Below are 19,327 nucleotides of genomic sequence, written 5' to 3'. Positions count from 1 at the left end.
GTGTGACGTGACGTGGATGCGACGAGCACGGACGTTGCTGCGCCAGACCGCGGTGTCGTTGGGGATGGGAGTGCTGACGCTGGCTCCCGGTGCGAGAGGGGAGTTGCCGGAGCACTACACGCTCCAGCTTCAGGCTCGCACCAACATGTTGGGCAATGCATCCGGTGCCTACAACCTGAAGCCGGGCAATCTGCTCGCGGGGAGTCTTCAGGTCCCGGTGGTCTCGGATGGGAGGGTGGCGTTCCGGTTGTCGATTACCCCCGAGGGGCCCAACGCCATCTGGTGGGGAAGCGACGCCGCGGGCCATCACCGTTATCTATTGCCGGACCTGGGGGAGGATGCGCGCGCGAGCGACCCGGGGTTCAACTCGGCGGGGCTTGTCGCGTTCGCCGTCACGGGGGCCAGTGCCGTCACGAGCAATGGCATCTATCTGCTGCGCACCGAGGCGCCGAACGACGTGCGCATCATCCGCGAGCCGCTCGGGGCGTCGGACTGGTCCAGCCTTGCGCTCAATGATTCGGGGCAGCTCGGGTTCCGAGCCAACTTCAACTTCGTCGGCCGTGGCTACGTGGTGCTGACGCCGCAGGGTGCGGGTTGGACGACGACGTATCTGGCGAAGGAGAAGACGCTCGACGACACGAGTCCCTACGAGTTCCTCTACTCGCCAGCGTTCAACGACCTGGGACAGATGGCGGGCGTGGGAGACGTGGCGCCTGGAGGGTCTGAGTACTACCAGGAGTTGCGAGTCTTCAGCGCGGATGGCACGTCCCGGCTCATCGCGCAGTCGCGGGGCCGGGATGCGGGCTCGCCCATCTACCGGTTTGCTTCGGTGCAACCCGCGTTCGACAACCTGGGGCGTGTCGCCTTCATCGCGACGGCGAGGGTTGGGGCGGGACCGAACCTCACGACTGTTTTTCTGTGGGATGGCGCGGAGCTGCGGGTGGTGGCGCAGAACGGGCAGGGAGGCATCAAGGAGGTGGAGTTCTTCCCTCCGGACATGAACGACGAGGGGCTCATCGTCTTTCGCGCCATCGACAGCAACAGTCGGCGCGCGGTGTGGGTGAGCGATGGGCGAACGCTCAAGCGGGTGGTGTCGGAGCACGACATCGTCGATTCGGACCAGGGGCCGGCGCGTGTCGACCAGGAGACGCCGAGCAACCCGGTGTTCGCGGGAAGCGTGAGCATCAGTCCGAGAGGAGATGTGTCCGTCGTCGCGGGGTTGGCGCCACCGGAGAATGACCAGGAGGAGTGGGGCACCGCCATCTTCGTGGCACAGGCGTACTTCGCGCCGCCCGCGGATGGTGGCGTGGATGCGGGACCTGGCGAAGAACCGGACGCTGGCTGCGACGGAGGCGAGTGCCCCGGCGAGGGAGACAGTGGCACTCCGAGCTGTGACGGCGGTGAGTGTCCCAGTGAGGGAGACAGTGGCACTCCGAGCTGCGACGGAGGCGAATGCCCCGGCGAGGGAGACAGTGGCACTCCACGCTGCGACGGAGGTGAGTGCCCCGGCGAGGGAGACAGTGGCACTCCGAGCTGCGACGGCGGCGAATGTCCCGGCGAGGGAGACAGCGGAACTCCACGCTGCGACGGAGGTGAGTGTCCCAGTGAGGGAGACAGTGGCACTCCAAGCTGCGACGGCGGTGAGTGTCCTGGCGAGGGAGACAGTGGCACTCCAAGCTGTGACGGCGGTGAGTGCCCCGGCCAGGAAGACAGCGGAACTCCAAGCTGTGACGGCGGTGAGTGCCCCGGCCAGGAAGACAGCGGAACTCCAAGCTGCGACGGCGGTGAGTGCCCCGGCCAGGAGGACAGCGGAACTCCAAGCTGTGACGGCGGTGAGTGCCCCGGCGAGGGAGACAGCGGAACTTCAAGCTGCGATGGAGGCGAGTGCCCCGGCCAGGAAGACAGCGGGACTCCACGCTGTGACGGAGGCAGGTGTCCGAGTGGTCAGGACGGCGGAGCCGTGGACGCGGGCGGTGCGGGGCCCAGGCCCGACAGCGGCGGCTGCGGTTGCCAGTCGACGCCTTCCTCCGTGCTCCTGCCGTGGATGTTCCTCGGCCTGGCCTGGTTCGGTGCGCGCCGTCGAAGAGGTCCGCGCGGTCACTGAGACGGTGGACCTCTTCTGAGGTCATGACGCCACGCCCGGGTGGGCAGCTCACCTCACCCGGGCGGCGGTGCTCCGACTCAGCAGGGCAGCCAGGGGCCGACGCCGCGGTTGCATGAGTCGTAACAGATGGAGATGGCCGCGGCGCACCGCTCGCTCGTCGCCTGACACTGGACCTCGCACCAGAAGTTGGCCTGGTAGCACTCGTCCGCGCAGGACATCTGGGCCTGGGTGGAGGCCTCGCTGTCGGTCGTCTCCGGGCTCACGGCCTCGACCTCGGGAGCGCCCACGCCACAGGCCAGAAGGGCCATCCCAGACAACGAGGCCAGGACGAACGAGCGGATGCGGCGAGCATTCATGGACAGCTCCTTGCTGTGAAAGGGGACCACGGGCTCAGCGTAGCCCGACGTCTCGGTGTGTCGCGGGAGTACCCAGACTGCTCTTGTCTCAACGGAGTTCTGGGGCTCAGGCTGCAATTCCAGGACCGGAAGCCGTCTCCTCGGCTGTGGCTCGAGCCCAGGTCGGGAGATGGGCTTCATCTGACAAGCATTGGCCCGGCGCCTCCGAGTGGGGCGACCGTGAATGACACAGGCTTTCGTACCCCGACAGTCCCCTCACCGAGGTGTCTCATGACGTCGTTGGTTCGCGCCCGTGTCTGGTTGTTGTCGTGTCTGCTGGGAGGGAGCGTCCTGTCCGCCTGTGACGACACTCCGAAGGGGACCCCCGATGCCGGAGTGGAACCCGGCGCCTGGGATGGGGGCGCCACGCCACTGGAGGAGCATGGCAACTGGTCGGACCGGGGGCCGTACGCGCCCTGTTCCTTGCGTGAGCAGGGGACTCCCCTGCGGTGCGACGGCCTGGGGCTCGGGAGCTTCGACCTGTCGGCTTGTGACTCGGACGCGCTGGCGCTCGTGCCTCAGGAGGGCATCTACCAGGCGGGACAGCGCTACGAGTCGAGACTGGCGGATGGCGGGACGCAGGTGATGTTCGGCGTCGGCATCGGTTTCAAGCTGGACGGCGCGGGCGGCGGCACGCTGTCTTCGCGGCCGTTCATCACCCGGACGACCGAGGGCGGCACCTTCTTCATCACCTCGGGCTCGCGAACGGGCACCGCGGTGTCGCGCCTGTATGCCGGTTGCCAGCGGCCCACGCCAGAGACCCTCACCGGGTGCTACGTGACGTGCAACCTCGCGGGGACGGTGAGCCAGAGCGGCACCTTCGAGGCCCATCGCATGACCTGGCCCGTGGGCGAGCCGGAGTCCTCGGGAGGCCTGACGCTCGTCTCGGAGTCGCGCGTGCCGCTCGGCCGGCCGGTGGACATCTACGTCACCAGGAACCACGCCTATGTCGTCTCCGTGTCCGACTCCCTCACCGAACAGCCCGGTGGGCTCACCGTCTTCGACGTGACTGACAAGGCGCACCCGGTCCTCAAGACGTCCATCAGCCTGCCCGGAGACAACTACTGGAACGGCGTCTGGTCGAAGGGAGATGCGCTGTACATCGCCAGCGATGTCGCGGGCGTCATCGTCTATGACATCTCCAAGCCCGCGGAGCCGGTCTTCGTGCGGGGCCTGTGGGCGGGTGACTATGGCGTCCACACCGTCCTGGTCGAGGGCGACCGGCTGTACGCCACGTCCAACGAGGGCCGGACGGAAATCTACGACCTCACCCGTCCCCTGGCGCCGGTGCTGTTGCAGAGCATCTCCCTGTCGGAGGAACTCTCCGCGGGCGGCCCCCACGACACCTTTGTGTACGAGGGGCGGCTCTACATCAGCAACGCGCAGGGGGGCTATTCCATCATGGACATCACCCGGCTCGACGACGTGAAACACCTGGGTCAGTACAGCTACCCGGATGTGTACTCCCACCACAGCGCGGTGGGCACGTTCGCGGGTCGCACCATCGCCTTCGAGGGAGGAGAGTTCGCAGGCTCCCACCTGCGTGTGCTCGATGTCACAGACCCCGCCCACATCATCAAGATTGGTGAGCACCGCCTGCGGCCCGTGTCCTCCATCCACAACATGATTCTGAAAGGCACGCGCCTGTATATCGCCTGGTATCAGGAGGGCGTGCGAGTGCTGGACGTGGCCAATCCCACCCAGCCTCGGCAGGTGGCGCACTACAACGTCTTCCGAGAGGAGGATGCGACGCGCACGGACAGCATCTTCCAGGGGGCTTTCGGCATCCGCCTTCCGGGAGATGGCTTCATCTACGTCGTCGAGTCCGCACGCGGACTGCTCATCTTCAACGAACTCTGAGCCGCGGTGCTCCACGACGTCCCGACGAACGAAGCCCGCACCTCCAAGGCACTCCCGCCCGCAGCGGAGACAAAACAGGTTCGCGTGTCGGAAATTGACACGGCGAATATTGTGTTTGCATTTTGATTCCCGCGACTCTTTGAGTGGCGGTGCGGGCTTGGTTGTCTTTGATTCGTGGAGGGCTCGATGCCTGGAAAAGTATCGCCGCTGAGCGCGTCGCGGCTGGGTCGGTATGGAGTGTTTACGCGAGACGCGGGTCTGTCCGAGTTGTGGGCTCGCCAGGTCGAGGTCCGTCCGGAGGCCATCGCGTTGCAGCAGGGGATGAAGCGCGTCACGTATGACGCGCTGAACCGGCGCGCGAGTCGACTCGCGGGCGCGTTGCGGGAACTGGGGGTGGGGGAGGAGACGCCGGTCGCCGTGGGGCTGAGGCAGGGCATCGAGGCGATTGTCGCGCACGTGGCGCTCTGCAAGCTCGGCGCGACGTGTGTGCCCATCGACCTGGAGCATCCGCCGGAGCGCATCGGCTTCGTGGTGACGGACAGCGGCGCGGAGGTGCTGCTCACCGGGACGCTGGCGGACGAGGCCCGGTGTGGAGAGTGGCCCGCGACGCGGCTGTGTCTGGAGCGTGACGGTGAGCAGGTGGCGCGGCGGTCCGATGTTCTCGTGGCCCCGCTCGGGGACGGAGGGCGCCGCACCCATGTGTTGTACACGTCCGGGACGACGGGCCGGCCCAAGGGCATCGAGCTCGTCGCGCGTGGCATCCGCCGGATGGTGATTGATACGGATTATGTGTCCATCGACTCGACGGACCGCGTGGCGCAGATTTCCAACCATGCGTTCGACGCGGCGCTGTTCGAGGTCTGGGGCGCGCTGCTCAACGGCGCGTCGCTGGTGCTGCTGCCCAGGTCGAGCGTGCTGGATGCGTCCGCGTTCCGCGATGCCCTGCGGGAGACGCACGTCTCCGTGCTGCTGATGACGACGGCGCTGTTCAACCTGGTGGCACAGGGTTGTCCGGACGCCTTCGGGACGCTCAAGTATCTGCTGGTGGGCGGCGAGCGAGCCAATCCCCGCACCTTCCGCGCGGTGTTGGAGCGCGCGCCTCCCGCGCACCTGCTGAACCTCTATGGCCCCACGGAGGGGACGACTGTCACCACCACGCACGAGGTGCGGCCGGGGGATGTGCTGTCGGGCTCGGTGCCCATTGGCCGGCCCATCCGGCACACCCAGGTCTTCGTGCTGGGGCCAGACCTGCGTCCGGTGGAGCCGGGGGTGATGGGGGAGCTGTGCATTGGTGGAGAAGGACTGGCGCGCGGCTACCTGAACCGACGGGAGCTGACGGAGGAGCGCTTCCCCGTCGTCCCCGAGCTGGCGCCCGGGCCCCCTCTTCGGATGTACCGGACCGGAGACCTGGCGCGGTGGCGGGAGGACGGCACGCTGGAGTTCCTGGGGCGCGCGGACCACCAGGTGAAGCTGCGCGGCCATCGCATCGAGCTGGAGGAAGTGGCCCGGCTGCTGTTGGAGAGCGGCCTGCTCTGGGATGCGGTGGTGACGCTCCAGGAGCATGAGGATGGAGAGAAATCGCTGGCGGCCTATGTCGTCCCCAAGTCGACGGGCACGGGCTCCGCGCTCCAGGATGCGCTGAGGGCGCGCGTGCCGGAGTACATGGTGCCCGCGCGCATCATCGAGCTGGAGCGCCTGCCCACCACGGTGAACGGCAAGGTGGACCGGGGGGCGCTCCCGGTGGAGGTGTCTCCGCGAGGTGCCCCAGGGCTCGCGACGTCGGGCTGGGCTCCGGAGGATGCCGTGGCGTCGGAGGTGGGCGCGGTGTGGGCCGAGCTGCTGGGGCTGAAGTCGCCCTCGCTCGAGGATGACTTCCTGAGGCTGGGTGGCAACTCCCTGCTGGCGGCGCGCCTGGTGATGCGGCTGCGCGAGCTGTATGGCCTGACGCTGTCGGCGTATTCGCTCTACGAGGCGCGCACGCTGGGGGTGTTCCTGGATGTGGTGCGGCGGGCGCGTGCCGGCCAGCAGGACTCCGGGCGCGCGGCGGACGGGCCGGAGGCGTGGCGGGCGGACGCGAAACTCCCCGAGTACCTCCGGCGGGCCCCCGTGCAGCCCGCGCCTCGCGTCGTTCCGCTGGAGTCCATGGAACTCGTCTTCCTCACGGGGGCGACCGGCTTCCTGGGTGCGTTCCTCTTGAGGGACTTGCTGCGCATGACGCGTGCTCGGGTGGCCTGTCTCGTCCGCGCACGAGACGTGGACTCGGGACATGCGCGGCTGCGGCAGGCGCTGGAGAAGTATGACCTCTGGGAGGACTCGTTCGCGGAGCGACTCCGTCCGGTGCTCGGGGACCTGGGCGCGCCCTCGCTGGGCTTGTCGCCCCAGGTGTTCCAGGAGTTCGCCACGCGCGCGGAGGCGCTGTTCCACCTCGGCGCGCACGTGAACTACGTGCAGCCCTACTCCGCGCACCGGGCCGCCAACGTGGAGGGGACGACGGAGGTGCTGCGTCTGGCCATGCAGGGCCGGCCCAAGCCCGTGCACTACGTGTCCACCATCGCCGTGTTCGGCCCCACCGGTTACTTCAATGGCCGTGCGCACGTGCGCGAGGGCGAGGGGCTCGACGAGCACCTGGAGTGCTTGCGCTATGACATCGGCTACTCGGCAAGCAAGTGGGTGGCGGAGAAGCGGGTGTGGGCGGCCGCGTCGCGCGGTGTCGCGGTGAATGTCTACCGGCCGGGCTTCATCATGGGCGACAGCCACACGGGCGTCGGGAACGCCGACGACTTCGTGGCCCGCTTCATCCGAGGCTGCATCCAACTGGGGACCTGTCCGGACCTGCCGCGTCAGCGCAAGGAGTTCGTCCCGGTGGACTTCGTCAGCCGGGCCATCCTGGGCATCGCCTCACGCGAGGGCGCGGTGGGCAAGGCGTATCACCTGGTGCCGCCGCGTCCGGAGGACTCGGTCGACATCAACGACTTCTACGCGCTGCTGGCCCGGTGCGGGTATCCCCTCTCGCGCGTGCCCTACAAGGAATGGGTGGAGCGGTTGATGCGCGACGCGCGCGTGGCCGACAACGCGCTCTGCCCGCTGGTACCCATGCTGTACGAGCAGGTCTACGCGGGCGAGACGACACGCTGGGAACTCCATGAGGACATGCCCGTCTACGACGCCCACAACACGTTCCACGCGCTCGAAGGGCGAGACGCCGGCTTCCGGAAGATGGATGCCGGGCTCCTGGGGCGCTACCTGGCGCACTGGCGACGTCTGGGCCTGCTCGCGGCGCCGGGCTAGCGGCAGATGCTCGACTTCATGGGGCACGGGAAGTCGAAGGTGCCCGCGACCTGGATGTTGCGGACGGTGGCGCCCGGCTTGTTCGCGGAGCTGTGCGTCGTCGCGCTGAACTTGAACGTGCCCGCGACGCCGGTGCCGTCGAACTTCGTGAGCACCAGCACGCCCGGCTTGGTCAGCATGTAGTTGGTGCCCTTGAGGCTCAGCGCCACGGGAAGCTCACCGGGCTTCTCGTCGAAGGTCACGAGCGAGTACGTGCCGGGCTTGAAGGGGATGGTCGCCTTCGTGTTCTTGCCAGGCAGGATGCTGAGGCTCGCGGCCATCGCGCCGCTCCCGGGGCTCATGCAGTGCAGGGACAGGGGCCCCGCCATGGTGCCCCCGCGCGCCAGCTGCTTCTCCATGGCGGCCTGGGCCTTCTGGGAGGCCTTCGCCCTGCTGGAGGCCTTCGTGAGGAGCTGGCGCACTTCCTCGGGGGTCATCCAGTGGTCCGAGGCGGCGGCCTGGGTGCCGCCCTTGCCGGTGAAGGTGAGCGGAAGGCCCACGGTCACCCGGACCTCGCAAGTGCCCTCGCGCCTCGCGGCGAGCGCGGGCAGACTGAAGAGGAGCGCGATGGCGACGACGGCGGCGTGTCGCATGACGGCGAGCCCTGAGAAGGGGGCGACCGGGATGGCCCGGTGCCCAGTGGAGTTCAGGACTCTAGAACGTCAGGGCGCCGGTGAGGCGCTCTTCGGGGCGCTTCCATCCGGAGGCCGGTCGATTTCCTCGGCGGGGAAGTTGGCGGCGGCCTCCAGGTAGCGAGGCGGCTGGACCTTGCGGCGATCTCTCCGGTTGAGTCCCTCCGGCTCCACGAACGTCGGCTCCGCTCCGCTGCGTTGCTCCACGCGGGCCCCGTCGCAGAACTGCCATGTGGTGCCGCCGTCCAGGCCCTGGCGCGCGTAGAACACCGTCGCCTCGCCCACCTTCGGGTCCGCCGTGCACCAGGTGCCGCGCGCGGTGCTCTCCCGCTGGGGCGACTCCTCCTTCCACTTCTCCTGGGTCGTCCGCACGGCCGCCGCCGCGAGGACCGCGTCGGACTCCGCCAGCCGTGTCCGCGCTTCCTTCAGCAGCTCCTGGCCCCGGCGCGAAATCTCCGGGAAGGCGCCCCGGTCCTTGAAGCCGCACCGCGCCAGACCTCGAAGGTTGGCCTCGTGGATGTCCAGCACCCGGGGCAGCGAGCCCTGGGCCTCCTTCACCAGCTCCACCTGCTGCGCGTGCTCGGGCGCCTCCGGCGTGGCGAGCTTCTCCGTGCCGGTGACGAAGCGCGCCAGCAGGCCGTTGACCGCGGTCAGCTCATCCGACAACCAGCGCGGCTCCGCTTCACAGGGGTCGGACTTGGCGCCGCCATAGTCCCGGTAGTCCGCTCGGGACATTCCCAACGAGTAGTGCTGCACCGGGGGCGCGGGCCGTGACGCGCACGCCGACAGTGCCGTGCCCAGGGCCGCGAGCAGGACTCTCCGACGAAATGACTTCATGGCGCTCCACTCTGCCATGTGGTTTGCGTCCAAACAAACCAGGACGGAGACTGGAGCGCCGGCCGTACTGCGAGTGTACGGGAGTGGTTAGTACGGGCAGATGATGGGGCCGCCGCGGCCGCTGCAGATGTTCCGCTCGATGTAGTAGCCCACCGAGGCGTCCCAGTACGCGTACATGTTCATGCCGCTCCCGCAGCGGACGGAGCTGGTGCGGACGACACAGTGGAGGGCCTCGTCGTAGGCCGGGTAGAGCATCCCCTGGACCTGTCCGTGCTCGGGGGCGGGCTGCGCGGCCGGCTCATCCGTTCCTGCCTCGGTGCCGCCACAGCCCGCCAGCAGCGCGCCGGTGACCATCAGTCCCTTCAGCCAGTTTCGCATGAGTCTCTCCCGGTGAAATACCTTGGGGTTTCTCAGGTACAAAAGTGACTGGAGTGCATTTGTCGCAAGCGGCATCGCGGACCCCTCCTGGGGGCGGCGCGCGAGCAATGGGCGCGCCGCTCCCGACGAAGGCCGCTACTCGACGATGACCAGCTTCGCGTTGTTCTCCACGGTGGTGCCTTCCTTGGCGAACAGCTCGGTCACCTTGCCCGCCTTGGGGCTCTTGAGCTCGTTCTCCATCTTCATGGCCTCCACCACGACGAGGCCCTGGCCTTCCTTCACCTCGTCGCCCACCTTCACCAGCACCTTCACCACCTTGCCGGGCATGGGCGCGGTGACCAGCTGCTTGCCCTCCACGGAGAAGGCCGCCGTGCCCGCGCGCAGCCGCAGCCGACGCTCGTCCGCCACGTCGAAGCGGCTCACCTGCCCGCGCAGGAGCACGCCGACCTCATCGCCGCTCTCCTCGAACTCGGCGCTGTAGGACTGGCCGTCCACCAGCATGCTCATGGTGCCGTGCTCGAGCGCCAGCGCGTCCACCTGATACGTGACGCCGTTGACGGTCAGCTTGTACCTGTCGCCCCCCAGGGCCTCCAGGTCCACCGGCACCGCTTCCTTCTGTCCCTGCTGCTTCGTGAAATAGCGCATGGAAGTCTCGTGAGCTCGGAGGTGGGGTTACCGGCGGCGGGAGCGCAGCGCCAGGCGCCACGGGCTGATGCGACCACTGCTCGCGTCGGCCGCGCCCGCCTTGCCACCAGGCATCGTCCGGGCGCGCTTCGCGTCACGCTGGTGCGCGTACACCGCGCTGGCCAACAGGGCCATCTCGCTCAGCTTCGGGTCCTCCACGCCTTGCAGCGTCGTGTGCTCGCGGCCGAGGAAGCCCGTGTCGTAGTCACCCTCGACGAACTCGGGGTGCGCGAGAATCGCCTTGAGGTAGCGGATGTTGGTGGTGATGCCCTTCACCACGTACTCGGACAGCGCGCGCTGGGCCCGGGCAATCGCCTCGCGCCGCGTGGGAGCCCACACGGACAGCTTGGAAATCATCGGGTCGTAGAAGTTGGGCACCGTGTAGCCGGGGAACACGCCCGAATCGTCACGGACGTTGGGGCCGCCCGGCACGCGCAGGTACGTAATCTTTCCCGGGCTGGGCATGAAGTTGCGCGACGGGTCCTCCGCGTACACGCGCACTTCAATCGAGTGGCCGCGCGGCGTGGGCGCCTCCAGGAGCGGCAGCTTCTCGCCCTCGGCGACCTTGATTTGCAGCGCGACGAGGTCCAGCCCCGTCACCCACTCCGTCACCGGGTGCTCCACCTGGAGGCGGGTGTTCATCTCCAGGAAGTAGAAGTTGCGGTGCACGTCGACCAGGAACTCCACCGTGCCTGCGCCCACGTAGTTGACGGCCTTGGCCGCCTTCACCGCGACCTCGCCCATCTGCGCGCGAAGCTCCGGCGTCAGGATGGGGCTGGGCGTCTCCTCGACGACCTTCTGGTGCCGGCGCTGTGCCGAGCACTCGCGCTCGTTCAGGTGGATGACGTTGCCGTGCGTGTCGGCGAACACCTGGATTTCGACGTGGTGTGGCTTCTCGAGATACTTCTCGATGTAGACGGCGTCGTTGCCGAAGGAGTTGAGCGCCTCGCTCTTGGCGGAGCGCCACGCGGACTCGAAGTCGCCCATGCCTTCCACCCGGCGCATGCCCTTGCCACCGCCACCGCCGGCGGCCTTGAGCATGATGGGGAAGCCAATCTTCTGCGCGTACTCGCGAGCCTCGGCCTCGGTGGCGATGGGCTCGGTGGTGCCGGGGACGACGGGCACGCCGACCTTGATCATGTTGGCGCGGGCGCGGGTCTTCTCGCCCATGGCGTCCATGGCGGCGGCGGGCGGGCCGATGAAGGTGATGCCGGCGGCCTCACAGGCGCGCACGAAGGAGGCGTTCTCGGAGAGGAAGCCATAGCCAGGGTGGATGGCGTCCGCGCCGGCGGCCTTGGCGGCGTCGAGGATGCGCTGCTGGACCAGGTAGCTCTCGCGGGAGGGCGGCGGCCCGACGAAGAAGGCCTGGTCCGCGGTGCGAACGTGCAGGGCGGAGCGGTCTGCTTCCGAGTACACCGCCACCGTGGCGATGCCGAGTTCCTTGCAGGTGCGCATCACCCGGATGGCGATCTCGCCGCGATTGGCGACGAGCACTTTGCGGATCTTGGGCATGGCCGCCCGTCTACCACGGGCCGCCCCGGTTTGCCTGGGTTGGATGGCGTTCACGCCCCTGTCAGGGGCGTGGTCATCCGATGCCCGTGACGACCTACTTCCGGGCGCTGCGGTACTGCTCCATATAGGCGCGCGCCTGGGTCAGCTTGGCCTCGACGAACCGGTCATCCTCGTCCGGCTCCGGGGGCTTGGCAGGAGGGGCGTTCGGCTCGCCACCGAAGTCCACCGCCGCGGCCAGGAGGTTGCGCGCGGTGTTGCCACCCCCCAGCATCCGCGCCAACAAGCCCGTCTCCACATCCAGCCAGCGAGCGGCCTGGCGCATGACGTCCAGCACCTCACCCTCCACGGCCTTGGCGGGCCGGCCCGGGCCGCTGACACACGTGCGGGCGTAGCTGTGCTCCCGGTCCACGAAGATGCCCAGCACGCGCTCCCGGAAGTCCTGGGACAGCGCCTGGGACATGGCGTCGAGCTGCTCCTCCAGGAAGGGCTGCTCGGACTTGCGGGCCTTGCGACCGGGGGCGGGGGGCAGGGCCACCTCGGCGGCGTGCCAGCCGCCATCGGCCAGTCCCTCCGGGGGTGACTCCACCCACTTCACCTCGGGCGTGGGCAGTTCCACGGCCTCGCAGACGCGTTTGAGCGTCTGGCGCACGGCGGTGAGGTTTCCTTCGACGTCGGCGAGAAAGAGAAGAAGTCGGCGGTGGGGCAAATGGGGGTTCCTTTCCTGGCCACCTGAAAGCCCGCGCGGCGCACGAGAATTTCCCGAGCGACGCGAGCCTGCCTGCTCTCCAGCCGGGGGAGAGCAGGCGTCCAGGGGCCTGAAAGGAGCCTACAGCGGGATGTTCCCGTGCTTTCGCGGCGGGTTTTCCTGACGCTTGTCTTTCAACATCTCCAGCGCCCGGATGACCTTGGTGCGGGTCTCCTCGGGGCGGATGACCTCGTCGATGTAGCCCAGCTCCGCCGCCTTGAAGGGGTTGGCGAACTTCTCGCGGTAGTCATTCACCAGCTTCGTGCGCTCGGCGGCGGCGTCCTTCGCCTTGAGCAGCTCGTTGCGGAAGATGATGTTGACCGCGCCCTCGGGCCCCATGACGGCGATTTCCGCGGTGGGGTAGGCGTAGTTGATGTCCGCGCGGATGTGCTTGGACGCCATGACGTCGTACGCGCCGCCGTACGCCTTGCGGGTGATGATGGTGATTTTGGGGACGGTGGCCTCGGCGAAGGCGTACAGCAGCTTGGCGCCGTGGGTGATGATGCCGCCCCACTCCTGGTCGGTGCCGGGCAGGAAGCCGGGCACGTCCACGAAGGTAATCAGCGGGATGTTGAAGCAGTCGCAGAAGCGCACGAAGCGCGCGGCCTTCACGCTGGCGTCGATGTCCAGCACGCCGGCGAGGAACGCGGGCTGGTTGGCGACGATGCCCACGCTCTTGCCGTTCATCCGCGCGAAGCCCACGACGATGTTGCGCGCGAAGTGCTCCTGCACCTCGAAGAAGTGCTTGTTGTCGACGACGGCCTTGATGATGTCCTTGATGTCGTAGGGCTTGTTGGGGTTGCTCGGGACAATCGTCTTGAGCGACTCCTCGGCCCGGAACGGGTCGTCGTCACACGGCTGGGCCGGCGGGTCCTCCTGGTTGTTGGAGGGCAGGAAGGAGAGCAGCTCGCGCGTCATGACGATGGCGGCCTGCTCCGTCTCCGCGGCGAAGTGCGCCACGCCGGACTTCTGGTTGTGCGTCAGCGCGCCGCCCAGCGACTCCTTCGACACCTCCTCGTGCGTCACCGTCTTGATGACGTCCGGGCCGGTGATGAACATGTACGAGGTGTCCTTCACCATCATGATGAAGTCGGTGATCGCCGGCGAGTACACCGCGCCGCCCGCGCACGGCCCCATGATGAGCGAAATCTGCGGCACCACGCCGGAGGCCAGGGTGTTGCGCAGGAAGATGTCCGCGTAGCCGGCGAGGCTCTCCACGCCTTCCTGGATGCGCGCGCCGCCGGAGTCGTTCAGACCGATGACGGGCGCGCCCACGCGGGTGGCCATGTCCATGATCTTGCAGATTTTCTGGGCATAGGCGCCGGACAGAGAGCCGCCGAAGACGGTGAAGTCCTGGGCGAAGACGAAGACCTGGCGGCCCTCGACGGTGCCGTAGCCGGTGACGACGCCATCACCCGGAATCTTCTTGTCGCCCATGCCGAAGTCGGTGGAGCGATGGGTGACGAACTTGTCCAGCTCGCAGAAGGAGCCGGGGTCGAGGAGCAGGTCGATGCGCTCGCGGGCCGTGAGCTTGCCGGCCTCGTGCTGCTTGGCGATGCGGTCGGCACCGCCACCCAGCTCGGCCTGCTGCTCCATCTGCTGGAGGCGTGCGCGGAGGGGGTCCTTCTCGGAGGTCTCGTCCATGGGCCGCCCTCTAGCACGATTGAGCGGCTCGCGCGCTGTCCGGCTTCGCGTCAAGCCGCTCTGCGAGAGGGGTCCATCTTCACCGGGGGCGCCAGGGCGGGGAGCAGGGCGTCCACTGTTGGCAAATCCAGGCCGAAGCGTTGGCGAACGTCAACAAGGGGGACCTCCCACAGCTCGCGCCAGGGGGTGCCGAACACGGGCCGCGCCAGTCGCCCCAGCACCCAGCCCCGGGTGAGGGCCTGCATGCGCGCGTCGCGCTCGGAGAAGGCGTAGAGCAGGGTGTTGGCGAGGCCCCCGGTGAGGATGCCCAACGCGAAGGGGCTGCCCAGTTGCGCCAGGCTGAAGGCCTGCACGCCCAGCTCTCCGGCCACGTCGGTGCGAAAGCCGGTGAGCACGTGCCAGATGTCGTGCGACTCCAGCAGGTGGGCCCGGACGTAGTCCTCGTCGGTGTGGGCTTCCCGGTGGGGCAGGGCGTTCGGGTCCAGGCCGTTCTGGGTGAGGTGGTCGGCGAACGCGCGGCCGAGGGTGCCTTCGGGCAGCGTGCGCAGCGTGGCGAGTGGAAGCATTCCGACGCGGGGGCGCTCGACGAAGGCGCGCGCGGCGGTGGGGGATTGCATCAGCCGCTCCACCACGCGGCGCATGGCCATGGGCGGTGCGAGGACTCGGGCCAGGTCGATGATGTCCTGGAGACGATTCGGGTCCTGGAGCACTCGCACCATTCTCCAGGCTTCGCGTGCGAGCGTGAGGGGGTTGCGCATGGGTCCTCCGGGGGAAGGCGGACTCGGCCAGGGACCGAGCGGAGGAACGGTAGCCGGCGTTTCGCGCGGCGGGAGCGTGCGTGGTGGTGGGGTGCTCGTCGGTGGACATCCGGGGGCCTGGAGGCCCGGGAGCGGACACTCAGGAGGCAGACGGGCGAACGAGTCATTCCCGGCACCGTGCGCGCATCGGGTGCGGGACGGACCTTGAAGGAGGCGAGCAGGGGGCGCAGGCCGTGGGAGTGCCCTCGCGGTGCTGGCGCCCTTCGCGAGGAGGCGATGATGCGCGAGTCACGGGGTGCATTGAAGGTGGGCTCGCTGCGAGGCATCCCCATCCGGGTCCACTACTCGCTGCTGCTCGTCCTGCCGTTGCTGGCGTATCTGTTCGGCGGAGCGTTCCGGCGGGCGGCGGAGGTGGCCGAGGTCCCTCCGGAGCAGTTGATGGGCTCGCCCATGTTGTGGGGGTTGGGCGTGGCGGTGGGGTTGTTCGCGTCGGTCTTCGTGCACGAGCTGGCGCACACGTTCTATGCGCTGGCGCGGGGCGGGCAGGTCCGCTCGATTACGCTGATGATGGTGGGCGGGGTGTCGGAGTTGTCGGAGGCGCCGCCCCGGCCTCGGGACGAAGCCTTGATGGCGCTGGTGGGGCCGCTGACGAGTCTGGCGCTGGCGGGATTGTTCGGCCTGGCGACATGGGGCGTGGAGGGGACGACCTCGTTCAACCTCCAGTTCGCGTGTTTCTATCTGGCGAGCCTCAACCTGTTCCTGGGGTTGTTCAATTTGCTGCCGGCGTTCCCGATGGATGGCGGGCGGATTCTGCGGGCGGTGCTGTCGGGGCGGATGGGGCCGGTGCGGGCGACGCGGGTGGCGTCGCTGGTGGGGCGTGGTTTCGCGGTGCTCTTCGCGTTGTGGGGCGTGGTGTCGTTCAACCCGTTCCTGTTCGTCATCGCCTTCTTCATCTTCATGGGGGCGGAGGGCGAGTCGCGGCAGGTGCGGATGAAGGCCCTGTTGGAGCGGGTATCTGTGTCGGAGTTGATGTCGCCGCGTGGGGCGGGGGTGGAGGCAGGGGCGTTGTTGGAGCAGGCGCTGTGGGATTTGCGACGCGAGCGGCAGACGGCGCTGCCGGTGACGGAGGACGGGCGGCCGGTGGGGCTGGTGGACGTGGAGGCGGTGCGCGCGGTGTCGGAGGCGGACCGAATCCATCGCCTGACGCGCGAGGTGATGCGGCCCGTGCAGGTGGTGCGGTTGGACGAGGATGGATGGCGGGCCGTGCGACAGCTGGCGGAGAACTCGGCGCAGCTGCTCGCGGTGGTGGATGCAGACGGGCGGCTGGTGGGGACGCTCGACGTCGATGACGTGCAGCGGGGGATGATGCTGCTGCAGACGCGCGAGGAGCGTGCCGAGCGCGATGCGCGGCGCTGGCGGCAGGAGCGGCCGGCGTGAGTGAGGGTCGAGCCTCCGAGGTGTTTGTGATTCGGAGGCTCGACGTGCCTTGGGGGGCGGTGGGGCTCAGTCGATGTTGAAGTAAACGTCGTCGATTTCGCCGTGGTACTGGTCGTTGTTGTTGCCGACGCTCTTGGCGCCCACGTTGACGGGCTGGCCCACGGGGTTGATGTCGTAGGTGGATGGGAGCAGCGCGCTGCCTCGCGCGACGTTGTCGACGAGGATGGTGAGCGTGGTGCTGGTGCGCTGGCAGGCGACCTTGTGCCAGGTGCCGTCGGCGACGCCCACGGACGACTTGACGATGATGACGTCCGCGCCGCCCGTGGTGCGCACGACGCAACTGGGTTTGCCGAGCACGGCGTCATCGAGCTGGAGCTTCCACTGGGCCGTGTTCGCGAGTCCCTTCTGTACGAGGTTGGAGCCGTGGACGGAGGAGAGGTCCGCGAGAGTGAGGCGCACCCGGGCGCCGAAGGTGAAGAGGGCGGTGCCGGGATTGAGGCTGGCCGAGTCGGGGGTGGTGACGTTCGCGAGCGGGCAGCCCGTGCCGTCACACACGGCGGGGAACTTGATGCCCAGGCCGTCAAAGCCCGTCACGGGGACGACGGTGGCGCCGTTCGCCATCTGCACGGTGCCGGTGCGTCCCTTGCCACTGTCGTCCACCACGGTGGCGACGGGGTTGGTCACCGCGTCGAACTTGTAGCGCAGCTTCTGGCTCACCGCGCCGGCCGCCACGGGGGCCAGCACGAGCATCGCGAGCGCGGTCCGCTTCGCCATCCGTCGAGGCTGTGTCGTCAGGGTCATGAGTGTTCTCGTTGTCGTGTTGGAGTGTGGGTACGGCGAGGCGAGGATAGCCTCTCGTTCCGGCACACTCGACGCGGGCGCGGTGCAGCGAATGAGGTGCCGCTGTCACCGACGTCAGCATCATCGTCACCATTGGCACTGCCCCGGATTCACGCCGTCCACGCGCATCGCCGTTCTTGTGAGGGTGCCGTACGATGGGCGGGAAAGGCCGCCGCTGAATGAAGGGCGGCGCCCGACGTCCAGAGCCCTGAGGAGCGTTCATGTCCGATGACAGCTGGAGGGGTGGCACGCGCTGGTGGGACCCGAGGGTCATCCTGGGCTGCGTCCTGCTGAGCACGGGGGCCTGGGGGCAGTCCGCCGAAGCGGGGAGGACGGAGGACGGAGGGCTGGGCCCATCCGGCGCTCCCGATGCCGGGCAGACCGTTTCGGGCGGCCTGGGCCCATCCGAGCCCGCCGACGCGGGGCAGGCCGCTTCGGCCGCACCAGGCCCCGCGGAGACTCCCGACGCCGGGCCGTCGGATGCAAGGCGGGTGGAGGTGAAGCTGCATGGCGTGTCCGTCACCGTGACGGCGTCATCGGTGCTGGTGGAAGGGAGGGAGCCCGGTCGCTATGGGCCGGCCAACCTGCTGGACGAGGACCCCGGCACCGTCTGGGCGGAAGGGGCGAAGGGCAGCGGAGCCGGGGAGTGGGTGGAGCTGAGCTTCCCACCGGACACGCCGGTGCATTCCTTCCTGGTGACGCCGGGCAACCCGAAGTCCGCGAAGCTCTACAAGGCCAACGCGCGTCCGAGGAAGGCGCGGCTGGAGTTGAAGCTCGCCGAGGGGCGCAAGCTGGACTACGTGCTGGACTTCCCCCGCGACTTCCCGGCGGGCGGGGCCATCTACGTCCATTACCGGCGCCAGTTCGCCGTGAAGTCCGCGCGGCTGACGGTGCTGACGGTATGGCCTGGGAGCAGGTACCTCGACCTGTGCCTGGGTGGCTTCGTCCCGGTGTTCCGAGGGCCCGAAGAGCGCTTCTTGCCGACGTTCCTGGGGACGCACCGCGAGCTGGCGCCCACCTTGGCGGAGTTCATGGCCAAGCCGAACCTGGTGTTCAAGCTTCTACCGCCTGAAAAAAGCGGGGTACCGGCTCGGCTGCGCGCCTACTCGCGGGTGCCCCACAACGGGCCGCTGCCCCCGCCCGAGGAGGAGTTCAACATGCATCACATCACGAGCGGGTGGAGTCGCTTTAGCCAAGACCTTGCCGGGAATACGGCCGGCGCGAGCGTGCAGCGCGAGCTGTTCCGTCTCGTCCCGGCACCCGGCGCAAAGGGCTATGTGTTCGACCCCATCGCTCCTCCGAAGAGACCGGACTCGTTCTCCAACTTCCGGGTCCACTGGGCACGTGTCGAGGACGGGTGGTACGTCGTGGGGGTGGATGTGCTGTACCGGGAGCAGACCGCCGACGATTGAATCTCTCGCGAGGCTCCAGGCTCAGGGCTACTTGGGTGCGCCGGCCGAGGGGGGAGGGGGCTTGTCCTTCTTCCCTGCTGACTTGGAGGGAGCCTGCTTCTTGGGCTTGGGGGATGGAGGTGGCGGGAGGGGCGCATCCTCGGGGAAAAGCGCATTCCAGTCCCGGCCACCCAGCTTCGACACGAAGGCTTCCATGTTGGCCCGGGTTGTCTCGGCCAGCATGTAGTCGAGCCTGAAGCCGCACGCGCCGAAGTCACAGGGCTCAAGGCCATCCTTCAGGTACCTCGCGTGCCTTCCATTGATCTGCAGGGTGTGTTGGGCCTTCGCCCAGGCGTCCTTTGTCTCCGTGAGCTTCGTCCGCAGGTTCTCCAGGCCTGTTTCGATGGCCATTTTGAAGGTCTTTTCCAGTGTCTTCTCGAAAGCCCTGGCTTCCTTCGGCACTGGGGGCGGGCCCTCGACGGCTTTCTGGACATCCTCCTCGGGGAGCAGCGCGGCGAGCACCTTTTTTCGCGTGTAACTCTTCAAGAGCGCGAAGTTCTCGGGGGGCTCGTACTTCTTGTTCAGGAAGACCTTCAAGAAGGTCGCTCGCACCTCCTTGTCGAAGTCCTTGTAGGAACGGCTCTCATCCAGGAGCTTCTCGACCGCCACCACGAAAAGTGGGTCGGGTGCGGGCTGTGGAACGACGGCCTTCGGGTCGGGCGCTGCGGGTGATGCGGCGGCCCCGGGCTCCGGTGGTGGTGTCTCGGTGAGGGGAGGGGGAGG

16 protein-coding genes are annotated in these 19,327 nt (G+C 68.2%); 5 read left to right on the top strand and 11 right to left on the bottom strand.

Features of this window, described 5'->3' with window-relative positions:
- The first annotated feature begins 16 nt into the window (after positions 1 to 16).
- The gene (locus tag FJV41_RS14825; RefSeq protein ID WP_141643128.1) at positions 17 to 2,104 is read left to right on the top strand and encodes an MXAN_5453 family MXYO-CTERM-anchored protein; all 2,088 of its coding nucleotides are present in this window, start codon (positions 17 to 19) and stop codon (positions 2,102 to 2,104) included.
- Between the two features lie 77 nt (positions 2,105 to 2,181).
- Here the strand turns inward: FJV41_RS14825 and FJV41_RS14820 are convergent, their stop codons facing one another.
- Positions 2,182 to 2,460: a hypothetical protein gene (locus FJV41_RS14820; RefSeq protein ID WP_141643127.1), complete on the bottom strand. Its 279-nt coding sequence runs from the start codon at positions 2,458 to 2,460 to the stop codon at positions 2,182 to 2,184.
- A 270-nt stretch (positions 2,461 to 2,730) separates the two neighbouring features.
- Between FJV41_RS14820 and FJV41_RS14815 the strand changes: the two genes are divergently transcribed.
- Positions 2,731 to 4,359, top strand: coding sequence for an LVIVD repeat-containing protein (locus FJV41_RS14815; protein ID WP_141643126.1), 1,629 nt, complete (start codon positions 2,731 to 2,733; stop codon positions 4,357 to 4,359).
- A 186-nt stretch (positions 4,360 to 4,545) separates the two neighbouring features.
- A complete protein-coding gene (locus tag FJV41_RS14810) occupies positions 4,546 to 7,647 on the top strand; it encodes an amino acid adenylation domain-containing protein (protein ID WP_141643125.1) in 3,102 nt (1,033 codons plus the stop codon).
- Here the strand turns inward: FJV41_RS14810 and FJV41_RS14805 are convergent.
- The 8 genes from FJV41_RS14805 to FJV41_RS14770 form a co-directional block, all read right to left on the bottom strand.
- Positions 7,644 to 8,279 (bottom strand): hypothetical protein, encoded by a 636-nt coding sequence (locus FJV41_RS14805; protein ID WP_141643124.1) that lies wholly within the window; start codon positions 8,277 to 8,279, stop codon positions 7,644 to 7,646. The two genes, FJV41_RS14810 and FJV41_RS14805, sit on opposite strands and share 4 nt — an antisense overlap.
- Before the next feature lie 69 nt (positions 8,280 to 8,348).
- The gene (locus tag FJV41_RS14800) at positions 8,349 to 9,155 is read right to left on the bottom strand and encodes a hypothetical protein (RefSeq protein WP_141643123.1); all 807 of its coding nucleotides are present in this window, start codon (positions 9,153 to 9,155) and stop codon (positions 8,349 to 8,351) included.
- Between the two features lie 87 nt (positions 9,156 to 9,242).
- The gene (locus FJV41_RS14795; protein WP_141643122.1) at positions 9,243 to 9,533 is read right to left on the bottom strand and encodes a hypothetical protein; all 291 of its coding nucleotides are present in this window, start codon (positions 9,531 to 9,533) and stop codon (positions 9,243 to 9,245) included.
- 135 nt (positions 9,534 to 9,668) lie between these two features.
- Positions 9,669 to 10,178, bottom strand: a complete 510-nt coding sequence (locus FJV41_RS14790) for a biotin/lipoyl-containing protein (protein WP_141643121.1) — start codon at positions 10,176 to 10,178, stop codon at positions 9,669 to 9,671.
- A 27-nt stretch (positions 10,179 to 10,205) separates the two neighbouring features.
- Entirely contained in the window at positions 10,206 to 11,729 is a 1,524-nt protein-coding gene (gene accC / locus FJV41_RS14785; protein WP_141643120.1) for an acetyl-CoA carboxylase biotin carboxylase subunit, read from the bottom strand.
- Between the two features lie 94 nt (positions 11,730 to 11,823).
- Positions 11,824 to 12,435 (bottom strand): hypothetical protein, encoded by a 612-nt coding sequence (locus FJV41_RS14780; protein WP_141643119.1) that lies wholly within the window; start codon positions 12,433 to 12,435, stop codon positions 11,824 to 11,826.
- A gap of 120 nt (positions 12,436 to 12,555) precedes the next feature.
- Positions 12,556 to 14,118 carry an acyl-CoA carboxylase subunit beta gene (locus FJV41_RS14775; protein ID WP_141643118.1) on the bottom strand — a complete coding sequence of 521 codons (1,563 nt, stop codon included), beginning with the start codon at positions 14,116 to 14,118 and terminating at the stop codon, positions 12,556 to 12,558.
- Positions 14,119 to 14,168: 50 nt separating this feature from the next.
- Positions 14,169 to 14,876, bottom strand: coding sequence for a Coq4 family protein (locus tag FJV41_RS14770; protein WP_141643117.1), 708 nt, complete (start codon positions 14,874 to 14,876; stop codon positions 14,169 to 14,171).
- 276 nt (positions 14,877 to 15,152) lie between these two features.
- On the opposite strand from FJV41_RS14770, the gene FJV41_RS14765 reads away from it, so the two are divergent.
- Positions 15,153 to 16,313: a site-2 protease family protein gene (locus FJV41_RS14765; RefSeq protein ID WP_246137215.1), complete on the top strand. Its 1,161-nt coding sequence runs from the start codon at positions 15,153 to 15,155 to the stop codon at positions 16,311 to 16,313.
- Between the two features lie 66 nt (positions 16,314 to 16,379).
- Here FJV41_RS14765 and FJV41_RS14760 read toward each other — a convergent pair whose 3' ends face one another.
- The gene (locus FJV41_RS14760) at positions 16,380 to 17,114 is read right to left on the bottom strand and encodes a laminin G domain-containing protein (protein ID WP_141643116.1); all 735 of its coding nucleotides are present in this window, start codon (positions 17,112 to 17,114) and stop codon (positions 16,380 to 16,382) included.
- A 260-nt stretch (positions 17,115 to 17,374) separates the two neighbouring features.
- On the opposite strand from FJV41_RS14760, the gene FJV41_RS14755 reads away from it, so the two are divergent.
- Positions 17,375 to 18,565: an NADase-type glycan-binding domain-containing protein gene (locus FJV41_RS14755; RefSeq protein WP_141643115.1), complete on the top strand. Its 1,191-nt coding sequence runs from the start codon at positions 17,375 to 17,377 to the stop codon at positions 18,563 to 18,565.
- A 27-nt stretch (positions 18,566 to 18,592) separates the two neighbouring features.
- Here the strand turns inward: FJV41_RS14755 and FJV41_RS14750 are convergent.
- Positions 18,593 to 19,327: hypothetical protein (locus FJV41_RS14750; protein WP_220137859.1), on the bottom strand; the 735-nt coding region annotated here is incomplete at its 5' end.

This window comes from Myxococcus llanfairpwllgwyngyllgogerychwyrndrobwllllantysiliogogogochensis, assembly GCF_006636215.1.
Lineage (GTDB): Bacteria > Myxococcota > Myxococcia > Myxococcales > Myxococcaceae > Myxococcus > Myxococcus llanfairpwllgwyngyllgogerychwyrndrobwllllantysiliogogogochensis.
The sequence above is the reverse complement of the archived record's forward strand: the minus strand, read 5'-3'. Positions and strand labels throughout refer to the sequence as shown.

Coding starts and splice junctions, on each gene's coding strand:
- FJV41_RS14805 (WP_141643124.1), bottom strand. CDS start 8,279: ATGCGACACGCCGCCGTCGTCGCCATCGCGCTCCTCTTCAGTCTGCCC.
- FJV41_RS14825 (WP_141643128.1), top strand. CDS start 17: ATGCGACGAGCACGGACGTTGCTGCGCCAGACCGCGGTGTCGTTGGGG.
- FJV41_RS14760 (WP_141643116.1), bottom strand. CDS start 17,114: ATGACCCTGACGACACAGCCTCGACGGATGGCGAAGCGGACCGCGCTC.
- FJV41_RS14765 (WP_246137215.1), top strand. CDS start 15,153: ATGATGCGCGAGTCACGGGGTGCATTGAAGGTGGGCTCGCTGCGAGGC.
- FJV41_RS14790 (WP_141643121.1), bottom strand. CDS start 10,178: ATGCGCTATTTCACGAAGCAGCAGGGACAGAAGGAAGCGGTGCCGGTG.
- accC (WP_141643120.1), bottom strand. CDS start 11,729: ATGCCCAAGATCCGCAAAGTGCTCGTCGCCAATCGCGGCGAGATCGCC.
- FJV41_RS14770 (WP_141643117.1), bottom strand. CDS start 14,876: ATGCGCAACCCCCTCACGCTCGCACGCGAAGCCTGGAGAATGGTGCGA.
- FJV41_RS14795 (WP_141643122.1), bottom strand. CDS start 9,533: ATGCGAAACTGGCTGAAGGGACTGATGGTCACCGGCGCGCTGCTGGCG.
- FJV41_RS14820 (WP_141643127.1), bottom strand. CDS start 2,460: ATGAATGCTCGCCGCATCCGCTCGTTCGTCCTGGCCTCGTTGTCTGGG.
- FJV41_RS14775 (WP_141643118.1), bottom strand. CDS start 14,118: ATGGACGAGACCTCCGAGAAGGACCCCCTCCGCGCACGCCTCCAGCAG.
- FJV41_RS14800 (WP_141643123.1), bottom strand. CDS start 9,155: ATGAAGTCATTTCGTCGGAGAGTCCTGCTCGCGGCCCTGGGCACGGCA.
- FJV41_RS14810 (WP_141643125.1), top strand. CDS start 4,546: ATGCCTGGAAAAGTATCGCCGCTGAGCGCGTCGCGGCTGGGTCGGTAT.
- FJV41_RS14815 (WP_141643126.1), top strand. CDS start 2,731: ATGACGTCGTTGGTTCGCGCCCGTGTCTGGTTGTTGTCGTGTCTGCTG.
- FJV41_RS14755 (WP_141643115.1), top strand. CDS start 17,375: ATGTCCGATGACAGCTGGAGGGGTGGCACGCGCTGGTGGGACCCGAGG.